At 54.3% G+C, this 19,343-nt stretch carries 17 protein-coding genes; 13 read left to right on the top strand and 4 right to left on the bottom strand.

The features are described 5' to 3' along the window. Nucleotides 1-32 precede the first annotated feature (32 nt). From lepA to ENH71_RS12360, 13 genes are all read left to right on the top strand, one after another. Nucleotides 33-1,832, top strand: a complete 1,800-nt coding sequence (gene lepA / locus ENH71_RS12420) for a translation elongation factor 4 (protein WP_294129768.1) — start codon at nucleotides 33-35, stop codon at nucleotides 1,830-1,832. Between the two features lie 13 nt (nucleotides 1,833-1,845). Continuing rightward, a complete protein-coding gene (gene lepB, locus ENH71_RS12415; protein ID WP_294129770.1) occupies nucleotides 1,846-2,619 on the top strand; it encodes a signal peptidase I in 774 nt (257 codons plus the stop codon). Between the two features lie 47 nt (nucleotides 2,620-2,666). Next, complete coding sequence (gene rnc, locus ENH71_RS12410) at nucleotides 2,667-3,371, top strand: ribonuclease III (RefSeq protein ID WP_294129772.1); 705 nt, start codon at nucleotides 2,667-2,669, stop codon at nucleotides 3,369-3,371. A gap of 2 nt (nucleotides 3,372-3,373) precedes the next feature. Continuing rightward, nucleotides 3,374-4,264 carry a GTPase Era gene (gene era, locus ENH71_RS12405; RefSeq protein WP_294129774.1) on the top strand — a complete coding sequence of 297 codons (891 nt, stop codon included), beginning with the start codon at nucleotides 3,374-3,376 and terminating at the stop codon, nucleotides 4,262-4,264. Continuing rightward, nucleotides 4,233-5,168 (top strand): DNA repair protein RecO, encoded by a 936-nt coding sequence (gene recO, locus ENH71_RS12400; RefSeq protein WP_294129776.1) that lies wholly within the window; start codon nucleotides 4,233-4,235, stop codon nucleotides 5,166-5,168. Before era ends, recO begins: the two co-directional genes overlap by 32 nt. 36 nt (nucleotides 5,169-5,204) lie before the next feature. Further along, the gene (gene cysM, locus ENH71_RS12395; protein ID WP_294129778.1) at nucleotides 5,205-6,134 is read left to right on the top strand and encodes a cysteine synthase CysM; all 930 of its coding nucleotides are present in this window, start codon (nucleotides 5,205-5,207) and stop codon (nucleotides 6,132-6,134) included. Nucleotides 6,135-6,143: 9 nt separating this feature from the next. After that, nucleotides 6,144-7,547, top strand: coding sequence for a 23S rRNA (uracil(1939)-C(5))-methyltransferase RlmD (gene rlmD, locus ENH71_RS12390; RefSeq protein ID WP_294129780.1), 1,404 nt, complete (start codon nucleotides 6,144-6,146; stop codon nucleotides 7,545-7,547). Between the two features lie 8 nt (nucleotides 7,548-7,555). Then, on the top strand, nucleotides 7,556-9,598 hold the full coding sequence (locus ENH71_RS12385) for a RelA/SpoT family protein (protein WP_294129782.1): 2,043 nt from the start codon (nucleotides 7,556-7,558) through the stop codon (nucleotides 9,596-9,598). Continuing rightward, nucleotides 9,595-10,455 (top strand): nucleoside triphosphate pyrophosphohydrolase, encoded by an 861-nt coding sequence (gene mazG / locus ENH71_RS12380; protein WP_294129784.1) that lies wholly within the window; start codon nucleotides 9,595-9,597, stop codon nucleotides 10,453-10,455. Before ENH71_RS12385 ends, mazG begins: the two co-directional genes overlap by 4 nt. Before the next feature lie 36 nt (nucleotides 10,456-10,491). Continuing rightward, nucleotides 10,492-11,142, top strand: coding sequence for an adenylate kinase (gene adk / locus ENH71_RS12375; protein ID WP_294129786.1), 651 nt, complete (start codon nucleotides 10,492-10,494; stop codon nucleotides 11,140-11,142). A 161-nt stretch (nucleotides 11,143-11,303) separates the two neighbouring features. Beyond that, nucleotides 11,304-12,272, top strand: a complete 969-nt coding sequence (locus ENH71_RS12370; protein WP_294137848.1) for a hypothetical protein — start codon at nucleotides 11,304-11,306, stop codon at nucleotides 12,270-12,272. 138 nt (nucleotides 12,273-12,410) lie between these two features. After that, entirely contained in the window at nucleotides 12,411-13,121 is a 711-nt protein-coding gene (gene tsaB / locus ENH71_RS12365) for a tRNA (adenosine(37)-N6)-threonylcarbamoyltransferase complex dimerization subunit type 1 TsaB (RefSeq protein WP_294129791.1), read from the top strand. Beyond that, nucleotides 13,121-13,954 carry a class I SAM-dependent methyltransferase gene (locus tag ENH71_RS12360; protein ID WP_294129794.1) on the top strand — a complete coding sequence of 278 codons (834 nt, stop codon included), beginning with the start codon at nucleotides 13,121-13,123 and terminating at the stop codon, nucleotides 13,952-13,954. Before tsaB ends, ENH71_RS12360 begins: the two co-directional genes overlap by 1 nt. Here the strand turns inward: ENH71_RS12360 and dapE are convergent. The 4 genes from dapE to ENH71_RS12340 form a co-directional block, all read right to left on the bottom strand. Continuing rightward, a complete protein-coding gene (dapE, locus tag ENH71_RS12355) occupies nucleotides 13,947-15,116 on the bottom strand; it encodes a succinyl-diaminopimelate desuccinylase (RefSeq protein WP_294129796.1) in 1,170 nt (389 codons plus the stop codon). The genes ENH71_RS12360 and dapE overlap by 8 nt on opposite strands. A 34-nt stretch (nucleotides 15,117-15,150) precedes the next feature. Then, nucleotides 15,151-16,191, bottom strand: coding sequence for a 2,3,4,5-tetrahydropyridine-2,6-dicarboxylate N-succinyltransferase (gene dapD / locus ENH71_RS12350; protein WP_294129798.1), 1,041 nt, complete (start codon nucleotides 16,189-16,191; stop codon nucleotides 15,151-15,153). 63 nt (nucleotides 16,192-16,254) lie between these two features. Further along, nucleotides 16,255-16,599, bottom strand: a complete 345-nt coding sequence (locus ENH71_RS12345) for an ArsC family reductase (RefSeq protein ID WP_294129800.1) — start codon at nucleotides 16,597-16,599, stop codon at nucleotides 16,255-16,257. A gap of 4 nt (nucleotides 16,600-16,603) precedes the next feature. After that, complete coding sequence (locus ENH71_RS12340; RefSeq protein ID WP_294129803.1) at nucleotides 16,604-19,315, bottom strand: [protein-PII] uridylyltransferase; 2,712 nt, start codon at nucleotides 19,313-19,315, stop codon at nucleotides 16,604-16,606. Between the last annotated feature and the right edge of the window lie 28 nt (nucleotides 19,316-19,343).

The raw sequence follows: 19,343 nt of genomic DNA, 5'->3' as shown, positions 1-19,343 counted from the left end.
GGCGCCTCTCGATTGACTGGTGATTCTCTTACGTGACTGATTTAAGCCGCATCCGCAATTTTTCCATTATCGCGCACATTGACCACGGCAAATCCACCCTGGCAGACCGCTTCATCCAACATTGCGGTGGTCTGACTCAGCGTGAGATGGCCGCACAGGTGCTGGACTCACTCGATATCGAACGTGAGCGTGGTATTACCATCAAGGCGCAGAGCGTCACACTGTTCTACGAAGCCAAAGACGGACAGCGCTATCAACTGAACTTTATTGATACACCCGGCCACGTCGATTTTTCCTATGAGGTATCACGCTCACTCGCCGCCTGCGAAGGTGCGCTGTTGGTAGTGGATGCCGGGCAGGGCGTCGAGGCACAGTCTGTCGCAACCTGCTACACCGCCATCGAACAGGGTCTCGAAGTCATCCCGGTACTCAACAAGATGGATCTGCCACAGGCTGATCCGGACAAGGTTCGTAAGGAAATTGAAGAGATCATCGGCATCGACGCTTCTGCTGCAGTCAGCGCAAGTGCGAAAACCGGTATGGGCATCACCGATATTCTGGAAGAGCTGATTCGCCTGGTGCCGGCGCCCGTGGGCGATCGCGATGCCCCGCTGCAGGCCCTGATTATCGATTCCTGGTTCGACAACTACCTGGGTGTTGTGTCACTGGTTCGCGTCAAGCAGGGTACCTTGAAGAAAGGTGATAAAATCATCACCAAGACTATCGGCAAGGCGCATCTGGTTGACCACGTTGGCTATTTCGATCCCAAGCGCCATGACATGCCCATGCTGCAGGCAGGTGAGGTGGGTTACATCATTGCCGGCATCAAAGAGATTCAGGGTGCACCTGTCGGCGACACGATTACCCATGCGTCGACGCCTGATGCCCCCATGTTGCCGGGTTTTCGTCGTATTCAGCCGCAGGTCTACGCCGGGCTGTATCCGGTGTCAGCCGATGACTTCGAAGACTTCCGCGACGCTCTGGCCAAACTGACGCTGAATGATGCGTCGCTGTTCTATGAGCCGGAAAGTTCTGACGCACTGGGTTTTGGTTTTCGCTGTGGTTTCCTGGGCATGCTGCACATGGAAATTATCCAGGAGCGACTGGAGCGAGAATACGATATCGACCTGATTACCACTGCACCAACGGTGGTGTATGAAGTGGTGATGCGCAATGACGAGGTGGTGCGTGTTGAAAGCCCTTCGTCATTGCCGCCGGTGGCATCCATTGTGGAAACCCGTGAGCCGATTGTGCTGGCCAGTATGCTGGTACCGCAGGAATATCTGGGGAATATCATCAATCTGTGTGTTGCGCGTCGTGGCGTGCAGCGCGACATGCAGTTTATCGGCAATCAGGTGTCACTGAGTTATGAATTGCCAATGGCGGAAGTGGTCATGGACTTCTTTGATAAACTGAAGTCAGCCAGCCGGGGTTACGCCTCCCTGGATTATCACTTTATCCGTTTTCAGACTGCCAGCCTGGTGCGCCTGGATGTGTTGATCAACGGCGACAGGGTAGATGCGCTGGCGCTGATCGTGCACCGCGACCAGGCGCAAAGCAAGGGTCGCTCGCTGGTAGAAAAAATGAAAGAATTGATACCACGGCAAATGTTTGATGTGGCCATACAGGCGGCCATTGGCGGCCAGATTGTGGCACGTCAGACAGTCAAGGCCCTGCGCAAGAATGTGACTGCGAAATGTTACGGCGGCGATATCACCCGCAAGAAAAAACTGCTGGAGAAACAGAAAGCCGGTAAAAAGCGAATGAAACAGGTGGGTAACGTGGAAGTACCACAGGAAGCTTTCCTCGCAGTATTGAAGGTAGACAGTTGAAGGTGGACAGGTAATGGATATCGATTTCTCGCTGGTTCTGGTAGTACTTGTCGCCATCTGCGGCTTTATCTGGCTTCTTGATGCTCTGCTGTTTGCCGGGGCGCGCAAACAGGCCAATAAAACCGAGGAACCGGTTGTTGTTGAGTACGCCAAATCCTTTTTCCCGGTTCTGCTGATTGTTCTGATGCTGCGCTCATTTTTGGTTGAGCCATTCCAGATTCCCTCCGGGTCAATGATTCCCACGCTGGAAGTGGGCGACTTTATTCTGGTCAATAAGTATCACTATGGCTTGCGACTGCCGGTCGTCGGCACCAAAATCGTTGCCAACAACGAGCCCAAGCGTGGTGAAGTCATGGTATTCATTCCACCCCACGATGAATCCTATTTTATCAAGCGCGTGATCGGGTTGCCGGGCGATACCATTGATTATGAGAACAAGATTCTTCGGGTCAACGGTGACGTCGTTGATATCGATATCGTTGACGAAGTGGCGATAGAAACTGCCGGCGGCATGCGTCCGGGCGTATTGTTCAATGAGACGCTGGGCGATGTCCCGCACCAGGCTCAGATCATTGCGCAGGACGGCCGCAATCGTGGCAGAACGAGTTGGGTGGTACCTCCCGGGCATTACTTCATGATGGGTGACAACCGGGATAATAGCGCTGACAGTCGTGTTTGGGGTCCGGTCCCGGAAGAGAACATTGTTGGCAAGGCATTTGCCATCTGGATGCATAAAGAACCCGGTTTGAATCTGCCGACTTTTAGTCGCAATCAGCGCATTCACTGACCAGCGACACCAATGCTGTTGTCAAACCTGATAGCACGGTGGGGAACATGCGAATCTCGAATCAGGCATTAGACGAGCTCCAGACCAGGCTGGGCCATGACTTCAATAACCGGGATTTGCTCATCCTTGCCCTGACGCATCGCAGCGCCGAGAAAAATCACAATCAGCGGTTGGAATTTCTTGGCGATGCCGTTCTCGGCTTCGTGGTAGCCGAAGCCCTGTATCAATTATATCCCGACGCGCCCGAAGGCGACCTCAGCCAACTCCGGGCGGCATTGGTCAATCGCGAAACGCTGTCCGAACTCGCGCGCAACCTGGCATTGGGTGACTTGCTGGTGCTGGGGCAGGGCGAACGTAAAAGTGGCGGGCAGCGCCGGGACTCTATTCTGTGTGATGCCATGGAAGCACTGCTGGGCGCTGTGTACCTGGACGGTGGAGCCGATGCCTGCCGCCGATGCATCCTCAGCCTCATGCAGGATCGAATGCAACATGATCCGGCCGATGGCGCCAGCAAGGACCCTAAGACACGACTCCAGGAGCTGTTGCAGGCAGGAGCACTGGCACTGCCTGATTACCAGGTCGTGGCAGTCCGGGGCGAAGAGCACGAACAGGAGTTTGAGGTGTCATGCAGCATTGCGCTGCTTGACCGGAAAACCAAAGGTATCGGCCGTTCGCGCCGTCTCGCAGAACAACAGGCAGCCCGGCAGGCGCTGGTGCTACTGCAAAACTCACAAATGAAGGATAAGGGCTGACAATGGCTGATCACGAAGCAACCCGGTGCGGGTTTATTGCAATTGTCGGGCGCCCCAATGTGGGCAAGTCGACCTTACTGAATCATTTGCTGGAACAGAAGATCAGTATAACCTCCCGCAAACCACAAACCACACGCCACCGCATTACCGGCATCAAAACCGATGGTGATACCCAGTTTGTTTATGTGGATACCCCGGGGCTGCACAAAAATCAGAAAAAGGCGCTGAATCGGGCCATGAATGCTACTGTCACCGAGGTACTCAAGGACGTGGATGTTGTCCTGTTTATGGTGGAACGGCTGACATTTAATGAAGAAGACGAAATGGTTTTGCAGGCACTTGAACATGTGAAAGTGCCGGTACTATTGCTGATCAATAAATGCGATCAGATAGACAACCGTGAACGCTTGCTGCCACATATACAGCAGCTCGCCGCGAAACGACAATTTGCCGAGGTCATCCCGCTGGCGGTGCTGACAGGACATAATATGAACACGGTTGAAAACTGTGTCGCAAAATATCTGCCCGAAGGTCCCTTCATGTTCCCCGAGGATCAGGTGACCGACAGAAGTTCACGTTTTCTTGCCGCAGAACTGATCCGTGAAAAAATCACCCGGCAACTGGGTGATGAGCTGCCGTACGAGGTCACGGTGGAAATTGAGAAATTCGTTCAGGAAGGCAACGTTTTGCACATCCATGGTCTTATCCTGGTAGACAAGGCAGGACAGAAACAGATCATCATCGGCCACCACGGAGAGCGTCTGAAGACCATTGGCACTGCCGCACGTCTGGATATGGAAACAGCATTCGACAGCAAGGTGATGCTGAATCTTTGGGTCAAGGTCAAGTCAGGCTGGGCTGATGACGAACGGGCATTGCAAAGCCTTAATTGACACACGTGACCATCATGCCTGGCGCAGTGGCAATCAGCACAACAGTTCAAACTATCAGGCGGTCGCATTGAAACGCATCGATCTGCAACCAGCGTACATATTGCACACGCGTCCATATCGGGATACCAGCGCGCTGGTTGATCTGTTGAGCCTTGACTATGGCCTGTTGCGCGCGGTGGCGCGTGGCGTGCGTGGCGGCAGTTCACGCAAACGCACGGTGATGCAGCCGTTTCAACCATTACTGGTGAGTCTGGCAGGTCGTGGTGAACTGCTTAATCTGAACCAGGTCGAGCATGCCGCGCCGGGTTTTCGTCTGGCCGGCGACCACCTGTTCAGTGCCATGTACCTGAATGAGTTGCTGATGCGACTGCTGCACGCACAGGAAGCTCATCCGGCAATTTACCGTGTATATCAGCAGGCTCTGGTCAGCTTGCAACAGCGAGGCTCGCTGGAAGCATGTCTGCGCCGATTCGAGTTCAGGCTGTTGCAGGAACTCGGTTATGCCTGGGATCTGTCGGTAGACGCAGTCAGCGGCGAGACCCTGCAGGCAGATCAGTGTTATCTGTTTAATCCCGAACACGGCTATGAAAGCGTACAGGCACCCGCGGGCCAATGGCCGCCGGCCCTGTTTCGGGGTGACGAATTACGTCGATTTGCTGCTGACATGGCGACCGGAGACGACAATACACCGGCCGCAGCGTCTGGCAACGGCGATGCCGACACGGAGTGCGCAGATCATGGCCGAAGCGCGGCAAAACGGCTCATGCGGCAGGCTCTGCAGCCCCACCTGGGCAGCAAACCCTTGCTCAGTCGCCGGTTGTTTGCGGCGAGATCGATATCTGACAGGCTACCTGAACAGGGCAGAACAGGGGTGATCCTACCCCCGGAGAACAATAAAGGGTAAAATTGCGCCTCTTTCAGCCACAACATATACGAGTCCATGAGTCATTCCACAAACGAACCTACCGCTACCAAGCCTTTCATTGACCACCCGGCTGTTGACAGCCAGATCGGCAACACGCCGCTGGTGCGTCTGCAGCGCATGGCAGGGGACACCAGCAATACCATTCTGCTCAAGCTTGAGGGCAACAATCCTGCCGGTTCAGTGAAGGATCGCGCTGCTTTCAACATGATTCTGCAGGCCGAGCTGCGCGGTGATATCCAACCCGGCGATACGCTGATCGAAGCTACCAGCGGCAATACCGGTATTGCCCTGGCCATGGTTGCCGCGATCAAGGGTTACCGGATGATCCTGATCATGCCGGAAACCATGTCGCAGGAGCGCAAGGCCTCCATGTCTGCGTACGGCGCCGAACTGGTGCTGGTCAGCGATGATGAAGGCATGGAGGGTGCCCGCGACCTGGCTGCAAGCATGAGTCGTGAAGGCAAAGGAAAAATCCTAGACCAGTTTGCCAACCCCGACAATCCGGCGGCGCACTATTTGACGACCGGACCGGAAGTCTGGCGTGATACGCATGGCAAGGTCACCCATTTTGTCGCCTCTATGGGAACGACTGGCACCATCATGGGCGTATCGCGCTACCTGAAAGAGAAAAACCCCGACATCAGCATTGTCGGTCTGCAACCTCGCGATGGTTCCAAAATCCCGGGTATCCGACGCTGGCCGCAAGAATATCTGCCACGCATTTTTGAACCTGCCAGAGTTGATCGGGTTATTGATATTGCGCAAAGTGATGCTGAGACCACGATGCGAGCATTGGCAAAAGAAGAAGGTATATTCTGTGGTGTTTCCTCGGGTGGTTCGGTATTTGGTGCCTTGCAGCTAAGCCGGGAGCTCGAAAACGCAGTCATTGTTGCGATCATTTGTGACCGCGGCGATCGTTACCTGTCCACCGGTGTATTTTCCTGAGTTGATTTTATGACTAAATCCCGACGCCGGCGGCAAAAGCTGCCCGCTGAAGCTGTATCCGTGACTATTGAACGTCTGAGCCATGAAGGTCGTGGTGTTGGCAAAATAGACGGTAAAATCGTTTTTGTTGATGGCGCGCTTCCCGGTGAGGAGGTAACGGCTGTTTACCGGGCGCAACGAAGCCAGTACGACGAGCTGAAGGTGCAGGACATTGTTACGCCTTCTGCACAGCGCGTGCAGCCGCCCTGTGCCGTTGCTGCCATCTGTGGCGGCTGCGTGTTGCAGCATCTGGCGCCCTCAGGACAACTCGACCTTAAACAACAGGTGCTCGCGGACCAGCTTAAGCATACGGGCGGTATCAGCGATTTTGCGGTACTGCCAGCCATGACCGGTGATACCGAGTTCTATCGACGCAAAGCGCGTCTTGCCGTTCGTTATGTGCACAAAAAGGCTGATGTACTGGTAGGTTTTCGCGAAGCCGCCAACACCTTTATCACTGATATGCACCATTGTTCGGTACTGGTCAAACCAGTCGCGGATTTGATCAGCCCACTGCGAGCCCTGATTCTCTCGCTTGATGCCTGCCGGGATATACCACAAATTGAAGTGGCTGTTGGCGAAACCCACTGTGTTGCCACTGAGCAGATGTCGGAGGTATTGCGCGTCGCTTTGGTGTTGCGTCATCTGGCACCATTGGCTGACGCCGACCTGAAACGGCTGCAGGAATTTGCAGATACGCATGGCATTGAATGGTTTCTGCAATCGGGGGGGCCGGACACGGTGAAAAAATTCTGGCCGGCCGACGACAACACGTCGCTGTATTACTTCTTACCGCAGCCTGCCGACAGATCGGGGGCTCCACAGTCACCCATTACCATAGAGTTTCGCCCCGGGGATTTTACCCAGGTCAATGCGGCCATCAACCGGCAGATGATAGATCAGGCGCTGGATCTGCTGGACCTGCAAGCGGAAGATAATGTGCTGGATCTTTTCTGTGGTCTGGGCAACTTCACGCTGGCGATCGCCCTGCGCTGTAATAGCGTGACCGGTGTGGAGGGCGGTCAGGATATGGTGACACGAGCCACCAGGAATGCAGAACGCAACAACATCGCCAACGCCAGTTTTTACGCGGCCGACCTGTTCACCGACTTTGACAGTTCCACCTGGGCCAAACCGGGTTACAACAAATTGCTGTTGGATCCGCCTCGCTCCGGCGCTATCGAAATCGTTACCCGTATCCGTGAGTTACTGCCACAAAAAATCGTCTATGTATCCTGTAATCCGGCAACTCTGGCCAGGGATTCTGCAGAACTGCAGCGCCAGGGGTACGAGTTGGTCAGTGCAGGGGTTATGGATATGTTTCCTCACACCGGCCATGTAGAATCCATGGCGCTTTTCACTCTCAAGACTTAAGTTACGCTATGGTCCAGGTACGCGAAGAATACTCCTTCAACTCAGATGGCAGCGTCAATTTCGAACAATGGCTGGCGCGCCTTGAGAGTTACGTCAGCCTGTCACGGCACGACGATCTTCGACGTGCCTGCGATTTAAGCTGGCAGGTTGAGAGTCTTGCGATTGCGGCCAAAAATGCCTGGTCTCCGGGAGTCAGCGCCTACCGCACCGGCCTGGAAATGGCCGAAATCCTGGCGCAACTTCACCTGGACAGCGAAGCGATTATTGTGGCTTTGCTTTATCGCCCGGTACGCGAATCAAGATTGCCGCTGGCTCAGGTACAGGACGCTTTCGGCCCCAACATCGCGATACTGCTGGAGGGTGTGTTGCGCATGGCGGCAATCAATGAAACCGACACCAGCAAGACCCGGGTCCTGGGCCAGAGCCAGGATCAAATGGAGAATGTTCGCAAGATGCTGTTGGCGATGGTTGATGATGTGCGCGTTGCGCTGATCAAGCTGGCGGAACGCACCTGTGCCATTCGTTCAGTCAAAACCGCAAGCCCGGTCAAACGCTTGCGGGTAGCCCGTGAAGTATTTGATATTTACGCACCGTTGGCACACCGGTTGGGCATTGGCCAGCTTAAGTGGGAGCTGGAGGACCTGTCGTTTCGCTATTTGCAGGCGGAAAACTATAAGCGTATCGCCGGTCTGATCGATGAACGCCGGGTCGATCGCGAGCGTTTCATTACCGAAGTGACCGAGGAGCTGCGACGTCAGTTCAGCCGCGCAGGCATTGATGCCGAGATCAACGGTCGTGCCAAAAGCATTTACAGCATCTGGCGCAAAATGCAGCGCAAGCAACTTGATTTCTCGCAGATATTCGATATCCGCGCTGTTCGTGTTCTGGTACCAGATGTGCGTGACTGTTATGCCGCACTGGGGATCGTACACAATCTTTGGCGAGTGATACCAAACGAGTTTGATGACTATGTCGCCAGCCCCAAAGAGAACGGCTACCAATCCTTGCATACCGCTGTAATTGGCCCGGACAACAAGGTATTTGAAATTCAGATCCGAACGTTTGCCATGGATGATGATGCTGAACTGGGCGTTTGTGCGCATTGGCGTTACAAAGAAGGTATCGTTGACCCTGATTATCGCGACGGCTTCGACGAAAAAATCGAATGGCTGCGACAGGTGCTGGCCTGGCATGATGAAATGGGAATGGTGGGTGGCCTGGCAGAACAGTTGCGCAGTGATGCCAGCGCCGACAACCGGGTGTATGTTTTCACACCGGAAGGCCATGTGGTTGATCTCATGGCCGGAGCAACGCCACTCGATTTTGCCTATTATGTCCATACTCAGGTTGGCACCCATTGCTCAGGCGCTCGCGTCAACGACAAAATTGTCGCGCTGAACTATCAACTCAAGACCGGCGATCGTGTCGAGATTATGTCCAGTGAGCTGAACGAACCCAGTCGTGACTGGTTAAAACCGCATCTGGGCTACGCCAATACGCCACGGGCACGCGCCAAACTGGTGCAGTGGTTTAAAACGCAGGACCGCGAACACAATATCACCTATGGTAAGCAATGGCTGGAGACAGAACTGAATCGACTGGCCATTCGGCACTTGCCCTATGAAGAAGTCTCGCGCCGGCTTGGCTGTCGCAATGCAGAAGGCCTGTTCGTGTCTATCGGTACCGGTGCCATCGAAGTTCACGAAGTTATCGATACCGCTCAGCAATTATCCCTGTTGTCCGGAAGACAGGATCTGTTTACCGATGAGCAGGCGGAAAGTCAGCAGCTACCCAACAGTCCGATGAGTGTCAACGTGCAGATAATCGCGCGCGACCGTGCCGGATTGTTGCGTGATGTCACTACCATTCTGGCAAATGAGGCGGTTTATGTATTGGCCGTTAACACCCGCAGCGACAAAAAGGCAGCAACCGCATCCATACAACTGGAAATAGAAATCCCATCATTCCACAGTCTGGCGCGAGCGCTTGACCGCTTGAATGACCTGGAAAGTGTAATTGAGGCCCGACGACTGGAGGATGAAAATCTGTGACTGAACATAACGAAAATGCCGATAGCCAGGTCGCTTCCGTTGCCCGGCTGGTGCATTTGATGGCCTGTTTGCGTGACCCCGTTCATGGTTGTGCCTGGGACCGCAAACAAACCCTGTCATCCCTGACCCGGCACACGTTGGAAGAAGTGTATGAAGTCATGGACGCGGTAGAGCAGGGTGATCCGGAGAAAATATGTGATGAACTGGGAGATTTGCTGTTTCAGGTAGTCTTCTACGCACGAATTGCAGAAGAATCGGGACAGTTCGACCTCGGCGCGGTCGCTAACGCCATTTTTAACAAGCTCCTTCACCGCCACCCCCATATTTTTCCTGACGGCAACCTCGCCAGCTTCGGACAACCGTCAGCACTGACGGCAGAAGAGGTCGAGCGCAACTGGGAACTGATCAAGAATGCCGAACGCGAGGCTTCAGCATCCGGCAGCGGGCCCGTGAGTGTGCTCGATGATGTCCCCAGAACGCTGCCGGCGATCGAACGTGCCGGCAAACTGCAAAAAAGGGCTGCATCGGTAGGGTTTGACTGGGACGAGATCAGCCAGGTGCTGAGCTGTCTGCAGGACGAGATTGGCGAACTGCAGGAGGCCATCACGAGCAAGGATATACAGGCACGGGAACATGAAATAGGTGATGTACTGTTTACTTGTGTTAATCTCGCTCGACATTTACAAACGGACCCTGAATCAGCCCTGCGTTTGGCCAATCAACGCTTTGAGCACCGTTTCCGCCATGTCGAAAGCAGCGCCCGCCAGGCCGGAAGTTCTGTCGCAGGCACCAGCGCTGCCACTCTTGACCGATACTGGCAAGCAGCAAAAGAATCCGAAAATTCCAACAATCAGTGACATGCTATTAACTTGAATTTTGAAACAGGAGTCATTATGCGAATAATTTTACTGGGTGCGCCCGGCGCCGGAAAGGGAACACAGGCGCAATTCATTACAACAGAGCTTGGTATCCCGCAAATTTCTACCGGTGATATGTTGCGTGCCGCGGTGAAAGCCGGCACGCCACTTGGCAAAAAAGTCGAGGACGTCATGAACAGTGGCGGTCTGGTAACCGATGAGATCATCATTGCTCTTGTTAAAGAGCGCATTACCCAACCCGATTGCGCAAATGGTTTTTTGTTTGATGGCTTCCCACGAACCATTCCGCAAGCGCAGGCTATGGTTGATGCGGGTATCGATATCGACCGTGTTATAGAGATCCGCGTCGCCGATGAAGAGATAGTGGCCCGCCTGAGCGGCAGGCGAGTTCACCCTGGCTCCGGGCGTGTTTATCATATTGAACACCAACCACCAAAGGCAGCTGGCATTGATGACGTCACCGGCGAAGCACTCGTTCAACGCGACGATGATAAAGAAGAAACCGTGCGCAAACGGCTTGCTGTGTATCACGAACAAACACAACCACTGGTCCAGTTTTATAAAACTCTGGAAGAAAAAGGCACCGGTGTAAAATTGGTCAGCATCGATGGCCAGGCAGACGTTCAGAAAATTCGCAATAAACTGGCTGAAGTTTTAAATGCCTGATCGGCTTTTTGACAGGACAATTCCAGTAAATAATAACTAGAAATTGATGCATATTACTGTATAGCATTATTTTTTTGTGTTATCGTGCCGCTCAAACGTGGGGCATTTTTGCGTTGAAAGTCGTAGGTGGTTTTTTTCCACAGTCTTGGAGAGATAAAAGTATGGCCAAAGTTAAAGCGAAAAAGAAGACGTCTGCCACATCAGCGGTCAAAAATATTAAAGACGCTGGCCTGGCAAAAGCTCAAGCATCTCTGGCAAAAATAGAGAAAGAGGTAGCCGTAAACAAGAAGAAGCTCGACGCAGCTGAAGCGAAAGCCAAAGCAGCCGCTGCCAAAGCTTCCAAAAGTGCAACTGCTGCCAGCAAAAAAGCCAAGGCAAGTGCCCAGGTTGCTGCCAAGAAAGCCGCCGCCAACCTGACGGCCGTTAATGCCAAACTCAGAACTGCCCAGTCGCAGGCAAAAGCAGCAGCGGCTGCAGCACGCGCCAAAGCAGCGGCTGAAGCCAGAAAACAGGCTGAAGAGCAGCGTAAAGCTGATCTGGCTGCCAAAGCTGATGCTGATCTGCAAAAAGCTGTTAAGGCCTTCTCTACTCAGTGGATGAGGAAACGCAAAAAAGCCGATGCAGCCAAAGAAGCGGCTCGCATTAAAAAGCAGCGAGCGAAGGAGCGCGCAGCCGCTCAGAAAGCCGCTGCCAAAGCCCGTGCGGCAGCCAAAAAAGCAGCGATAAAAGCCAGAGCTGCGGCAAAAGCCAAGGCTGCTCGTGAGCGTACCGCTGCCCGTAAAGCTGCAGCCAAAGCCAAGGCAACTGCCAAGGCCAAAGCAGCACGTGAACGCGCTGCTGCCAAACGCGCTGCTGCCAAAGCGAAAGCGTCGGCTTCCAAGTCGAAAGCTAAAGCCAAGTCTACTGCGAAGAAAGCGGCGCCTAAAAAAGCGGCACCCAAGAAAACCGCTGCCAAAAAGACTACAGCGAAAAAAGCTGCGGTAAAAAAGGCACCGGCCAAAAAAGCAGCCGCTAAAAAAGCAGCACCGAAGAAAGCCACTGCCAAGAAAGCACCGGCCAAGAAAGCTGGCGCCAAAAAAGCACCAGCCAAGCGCAAGCCTGCAGCCGCCAAGGCACCAGCACAGGCTTGATCGGCATGTAAAAAGCGTGTCGATCAACTGATCGACACGCTTTTTGTAGCCCGACAACGGCTGTCTCCCCATTTGCGGATACCGGGATATGCCCAACTTTCCTCACCGCAGCTCGTTACTGCAACATGAACCTTCATCATGACGACCTTATTGGCTATCGATACCGCTGCTGATATTTGCTCCGTCGCCCTATCGAGTGGTAACACGATTAACCAGCGCCAAAGCGCCGCTGTGCGCAAGCACGCTGCCGAGGTACTGCCGATGATTCAGTCTTTACTGGATGAGTCGGACTTGTCGTTGAGCCAGATCGACGCCATTGTCATGGTGAGTGGCCCGGGATCATTTACCGGCTTAAGAATTGGCAGCGCGGTAGCGCAGGGGTTATCGTTCGGCGCTGACATTCCTATTATCCGGATTTCATCCCTGATGATGCAGGCCCGAGCCGCTTTTGGCGCTTGCGGTCAGCGCGAGGGTACAGAAAGTGTCTTTTATACCTGTATGCATGCCCGCGAAGATGAATTCTATTTTGCCTGCTATCAGGACGATGGGGTGTCTCAGCCCCGGGCACTGATCGAAGATCAGATCAGTGACACGAAATCAATCCTGAACCTGCTGCGGGACCAGCACGACCAGTCATGCCCTCATTACCGATCAGGCAATGGTTGGCTGCAGCGTACCTTGCAGGATGCCGGCGAGGGCGATCAGGCATTGGCATTAGTGAGCGGAGCAGCGAATGCCGCTACGCTGTGTGCGCTTGGAGAGTATGCGTTGGCTGCGGGTTTGACAGATCGCGCCGACGATGCCGTTCCGGTTTATCTCAAGGAAGATATGGCGTACCGGAAATCCTGATGCACAAACTGGTGATCCACAGTCAACATGGCGATGCTAAAAGCCAGCGGCTGGCTCAGCAACTGCAATTGCCGTTGGTAGACGCAGCAGATCACCATGATGGCTTGATGTTGTCTTATCTCGACGACAAACTGACCCTGAACCGCCCATGCGACCGCGAAGCGGGGTCCGTTTGCGTGGATTTCAGTGATGCAAAACTGACCTTCAGGCTGGCGCAGGCACTGTCCCGGGAAGCCGTTGTCAAGGCGGTTGGTGGTTGCGTTCCGGCGCGAACCGACGCGTCATCAGTACCACATGTGATTGACGCCACTGCCGGCCTCGGTCAGGATGCTTTCATTCTGGCTGCAGCAGGCTGGCAAGTCAGCCTGGTTGAACAGTCCCCCATTATTCATGCCCTGCTTGAAGACGGTCTGCGAAGAGCCCGTGACGCGGTTTCGGAGGCCACACACAATCATCTGATCAGCGACCCGGCTGCCCGGCGCGCGCAGATGCTTGCTGATATTCTGGGGCGTCTGCAGTTGTGCACGGCCGGTGACAGTGTCGATGTGCTACCCAAGCTGAAACCGGCATCGGTAATCTATCTTGACCCCATGTTTCCGGGTCGTGAAAAAACCGCTCGAGTAAAAAAGAACAGATTTCTGCTGCAACAACTTCATGGCGCAGAAGGTTCAGGCGAGGGATTGCTGACGATCGCATTAGGCCTCGCCGCCAAAGTTGTGGTCAAGCGCCCCCGTCTTGCCGTTCCGCTGGACGGGCTTAAGCCGGCGTCCAGTCTGACCGGCAAGACCAGCCGTTTCGATATTTACGTGGGTAACAGCAGCGCACTCAAGTGAGCAGCAGGCGACGCAGGACTCCCTGATACATAAGAGACAGCTCATCAAGATCAGTCAGGCGCACATGTTCATCTATTTTGTGAATGGTGGCGTTGCAAGGCCCCAGCTCCACGACCTCAGCACCGGTCGGAGCGATAAATCGACCGTCAGATGTACCACCCGAGGTGGAAGCTTCTGTGTTGACCGCGTTCACCTCGTACACACTGTCCTTGACTGCCTGAATCAGGCGTTCGCTGCGCGTCAGAAAGGGCAGGCCTGACAGTTTCCATTCCAGCGTGTAGTCAAGCCCGTGAGCATCGAGAATGGCTTCTGTTCGCTGTCTTATAGTGTCTTCACTGAGCTCGGTTGAGAACCGGAAATTGAAGGCTGCGGTCAGCGTACCCGGAATGACATTGTCAGCACCGGTACCGGACCTGATATTTGAAACCTGGAACGTGGTCGGCGGAAAAGCGGCATTGCCGTCATCCCAGCTTTCCCGGGCCAGAGCGTCCAGCGGCAACATGGCCTGGTGAATCGGATTTCTGGCCAGATGCGGGTAGGCAACATGGCCTTGCACGCCGTGCACAGTCAACAGACCATGAAGCGATCCACGACGGCCAATTTTAACCACATCCCCGAGCGTCTCCGTGCTGCTCGGTTCACCGACAATACACCAGGTTATGCTCTCTTCTCTGGCCTGCAGTGTGTCAATGACTTTGCGGGTACCGTTGATGGCAGCGCCTTCCTCGTCGCCCGTGATCAGGAACGCAATCGAACCTTTGGGTGTCGTACCATCGCTCTGGCATTGGGCCAGAAAGCGCTCGCAGGCAGTAACCATGGCGGCCAGGCTGCCTTTCATATCGGCGGCTCCACGTGCGTATAACATGCCGTCGCGAAGAGTTGGGGTAAACGGAGGGGACTGCCAGTTTTCCTCGGGACCTGTTGGTACCACATCAGTATGACCGGCAAAACACAGGACAGGTCCGGTGGTGCCGAAACGCGCCCAGAAATTGTTGACGTCACCAAAGCGCATAACTTCGCTATTGAAGCCAATGGCGTTTAGGCGATCCATCATCATCTGGTTGCAGCCTTTATCATCAGGCGTCACCGACGCAATCTGCAGCAGCTCGATAGCAAGTTGCGCGGTGGCGGACAATGACTGATTTTCCGGATTCTGGTTCATGCGGACTTGCTCTTGTGATTGAATGGGGCGCTGTTCAATTGTTTGAGTGTAACTCTTCATTGAGCGCGATTCGGGTTTTATTGCTCTTGCACTCGACCGCGCCGGTCTGGGAATTTCGGCGGAACAACAAATCGCTCCTGCCCGACAGCGACTTTGCCTTGATCAGTTCGACCAGATTGTTTTCATTGTCCAGGAGGCTGATTTTGGTGCCGCCTGTCACATACAAACCGGCCTCCACGATACAGCGATCTCCCAGGGCGATTCCAATGCCCGCATTGGCGCCAATCAGGCAATCACGGCCGACTGAGATAATGGCCGTGCCACCACCGGACAGTGTGCCCATGGTAGAACAACCGCCACCCAGGTCGCTGCCCGAACCGATCATGACACCAGCCGATATACGGCCTTCGATCATCGCGGTGCCTTCGGTGCCCGCATTAAAGTTGATGAACCCTTCATGCATCACCGTGGTGCCTTCACCCACATAGGCACCCAGTCTGACACGGGCAGTGTCCGCGATCCGGACCCCGGCTGGTACAACATAGTTGGTCATCTTCGGGAATTTGTCGACTGACATGACATCAATCAATTGCCCCTGTGCCCTGGCCAGCAACTGTCGCGCCGGCAGGTCCTCCAAGGCGATGGCGCCCTGATTGGTCCAGGCAATGTTGCGCAGAACAGCAAACGCTCCCTGCAGGTTCAGGCCGTGCGGCCTGGCCAGGCGGTGAGAGAGCAGTTGCAGCTTAAGATACACTTCTGCGATGCTGGTCGGTGCGATATCTTCCGCAATAAAGGTAGCAACAACTGTCTGCTTGCTACCGACCAGGGTATCTACAATCGCGGAGAAAGCCGGGTCTGTTTTGTCTTTACCGGTATCCTGCAATGCTTTCAGATGTGTCGGCGTCAGTTTGATGCACTGATTGCCACCACTGTAACCGCAAGCGCGGATAAGTGCCGACAGGGTGTCCGGGGCTGGGTCTACGATCGGCTGGGGATAGTAGACTTCGATGATGTCCTGTCGGGCATCCGTGGTTGCGATACCCAGTCCAAAACTGTGCAGTTGCGGTGTCTTCATGGATGAAAATGTCTCCTTGGAATAATCTGTTGATTCTGGTCAGAGCTGACGGTTATGCCTCTGTTAGCCGGACAATACCATCAACTGGTCATAGCCCAGTAACCAGCCATGCGTGCGGGCATGGACAATCGGTCGTTTAATCAGGGCAGGGTAGGTCTGCATCAACTTGATGGCAGAGGCGGGATCGGTAATTTTGTGCTGCTCACTGGCATCAAGCTGGCGCCACGTAGTGCCACGTTTATTGATCAGGCGCTCGGCGCCGAATGCTGCCAGCAAGTCAGCAGCGAGCGCATCATCAAGGCCATGCTTGCGATAGTCATGCAACGTCCACTCAATGCCCTGAGCGTCCAGCCACTTGCCGGATTTGCGCACAGTATCGCAATTGCTGATGCCATATAATGTGATCATGACTTCAGGCCGCCAGTTCTTGTGACAGCGCCTGCTGCAAACGTTCTATCTGCGCCGGGTCGGTGATGGGTTGATCATTGGCATCCGCAATAAAGAACAGGTCTTCCACGCGTTCGCCGAGCGTGGCAATGCGCGCATTGAGCAGCTGAATGTCCTGTTCCGCAAAGACCTTGCCGATGGCGGCGAGAATACCGGGCTTATCAATACAATTCAGTTCCAGAGTAGACCAGGGCTGGCCTTCTTTATTGATAATGTCCATTTCCACCTGTTGGCCAAAGTGCTGCAGTTTGCGCGATGCCCGTTTTTTGGCAACACGAAGATGTGCAGACGGTTCGGCCAGGTATTTCCGTAGCGTCTTCTTGATTTCCTCGATTCGGCGCGGATTGTCACCGATAGAGGTGCCGTCACCGTCCAGTACCGAGTAGGTATTCATGCAATAATTTTTGCTTGAGGTGAAAATTCGCGCGTCCTGAATATTCAGGCCCAGTTGCTCCATGGCAGCGGCACTGCCGGCAAACAGATGGTTGCGGTTCACAGTATAAATGAAGATATGGGTCGCGCCCTCTGCCAATGTATCGGTTGTATCCTGCACCAGTACCAGGGTTTCATCCGCTGCGCTGGACGCCTTGTGGCGGGCAATCGATTCGGTATGCCAGACAATATTGGCAGCCGACTCACGGACAAAATACTCATCGTCGGTATTCTCCCAGATTGCCAGTACATCAGCGTCGTCTATGCCCTTGGCACGGAGTTTTTCCAGCGCACTTTCCTGTTTATCCTTGATCCGGTCCACACGATCAATCGGATTTTCCAGGCCGCGTCGCAGTGCTTTTTTGGTGTTCATATACAATTGGCGCAACAATGAGGCACGCCATGCATTCCACAATGTCGGGTTGGTTGCGTTGATGTCTGCAACCGTGAGCGCGTACAGGTAGTCCAGGTGCAGTTTGTCGCCCATTTGCAGAGCAAAATCGTGAATCACTTCCGGATCGGAAATATCCTTGCGCTGCGCAGTCATCGACATCAACAGGTGTCTGCCAATCAGCCAGGACACCAGTTTCGCATCCCAGGCGCTCAAATGATGGCGTTGACAGAACAGGGTGGCGTCTTCCATGCCCAGCGTCGAATGATCTCCGCCGCGGCCCTTGGCGATATCATGATAAAGACCAGCGATGTAGAGCAATTCGATTTTGGGTAGCTTGTTGACGATATGGGCCGCGATCGGGAAATTTTCTTCCGCTTCCGGGAAGCGAAAGCGGCGCATATTTTCAACCACCTGCAGCGTGTGGGCATCGACAGTGTAAATATGAAACAGGTCATGTTGCATTTTGCCGGTAATGGCGCCGAACTCGGGCAGGTAGCGGCCCAGCACGCCGTAACGTGCCATGCGTCGCAGCTGTGAGGTGAGATCATGGGGCGAGCGCAGCAACTCCATGAACAACGACGTGTTGCGTATGTCATGACGAAACTGGTCGTCAATCAAGGATCTGTTTTCCCGAATCAACCGGATGGTGGAGGCGCGCACGCCCTTAATTTCCGGATTCTGTGCCATCAGCACAAAAATCTCCATCAGGGCAAACGGGAAGCGTTTGAATACATCACCGTTACGAACCTCAATATAGCGACTGCGAACCTGGAAGCGGTTATTGATTTCAGTGACTTCGACATGTTCTCCGGCGCGCAGAATAGCCTCGTCAAATAATTGCAACAGCATGTCATTCAGTTCACGCAGGGTCGCAACAGCGCGATAGTACTCCTGCATCAGTTTTTCCACCGCCAGGCTTTTGTCGTCATCCTGATAGCCAAACATGGCAGCAAGTTCACGCTGCTTGTCAAACAGCAACCGATCTTCCTTGCGGCCGGCGAGAAGATGCAGACCATAACGCAACTTCCACAGCAGTTTCTCACCCCGGATCAACTGCTCAAATTCCGAGGGCAGCAGGAACCCCAATTTGACCAGATCTGCCAGATTGTTGGCATCATAGTGTCGCTTTGCGATCCAGCCGATAGTCTGGATATCGCGGAGACCGCCAGGCGAGGTTTTCACATTGGGTTCGAGCGCGTAATCGATATCGTAATACTTGTCATGCCGGGCTATTTGTTCGTCGCGCTTGGCGGTAAAAAAATCACGCGCCGGCCATACATCGTCAGCCTGTGTGACTCTAATCATTTCCTGCCGCAGACTATCAGGATCCTGTTCCGGCCCGACAATGGTCCGCGATTCCATCAGGCTGGTGGTTACCGTGATGTCCTTGACCGCTTCGTCACGGCATTGTGCAATGGTCCGTACACTCTGACCGATCTCAAGGTTGATATCCCACAGAAAAGCAAAGAAGCCACTGAGCGCATTGCGATTCGCCGCAGCCTGGTCGTCGCGCATCAGGAACAGCAGGTCAATGTCCGAGTGCGGGTGCAGTTCGCCGCGGCCATAACCGCCGACCGCGAGCAAACTCAGGTGGCTGGCATTAATCCAGTCGAACTGGGCCCATGCCCGTTGCAGGATCTGGTCCATGAACCAGGCGCGACCGATAATCAGTTCCCTGATGTCAGCGTCGGCACGATAACGTGAATCAAGTTCTTCGCGCGCATGGCTCAGGGCATCTTTGAACACCTGCACGGCAGGCTCGCCGTTTTGCAGGCGCTGCTCGAACAGGGCCTTGTCAAACAACTGCTGGTCTGCAGGAGTGCCGACATCGACCGGTCTGATTTCACTCATCAATAACTACCTCGGGAAACGGGTTGAT

Origin of the sequence: Pseudohongiella sp. (assembly GCF_011050365.1) — a bacterium.
Taxonomy (GTDB): domain Bacteria; phylum Pseudomonadota; class Gammaproteobacteria; order Pseudomonadales; family Pseudohongiellaceae; genus Pseudohongiella.
This window is presented reverse-complemented; position numbering and strand designations above follow the sequence as displayed.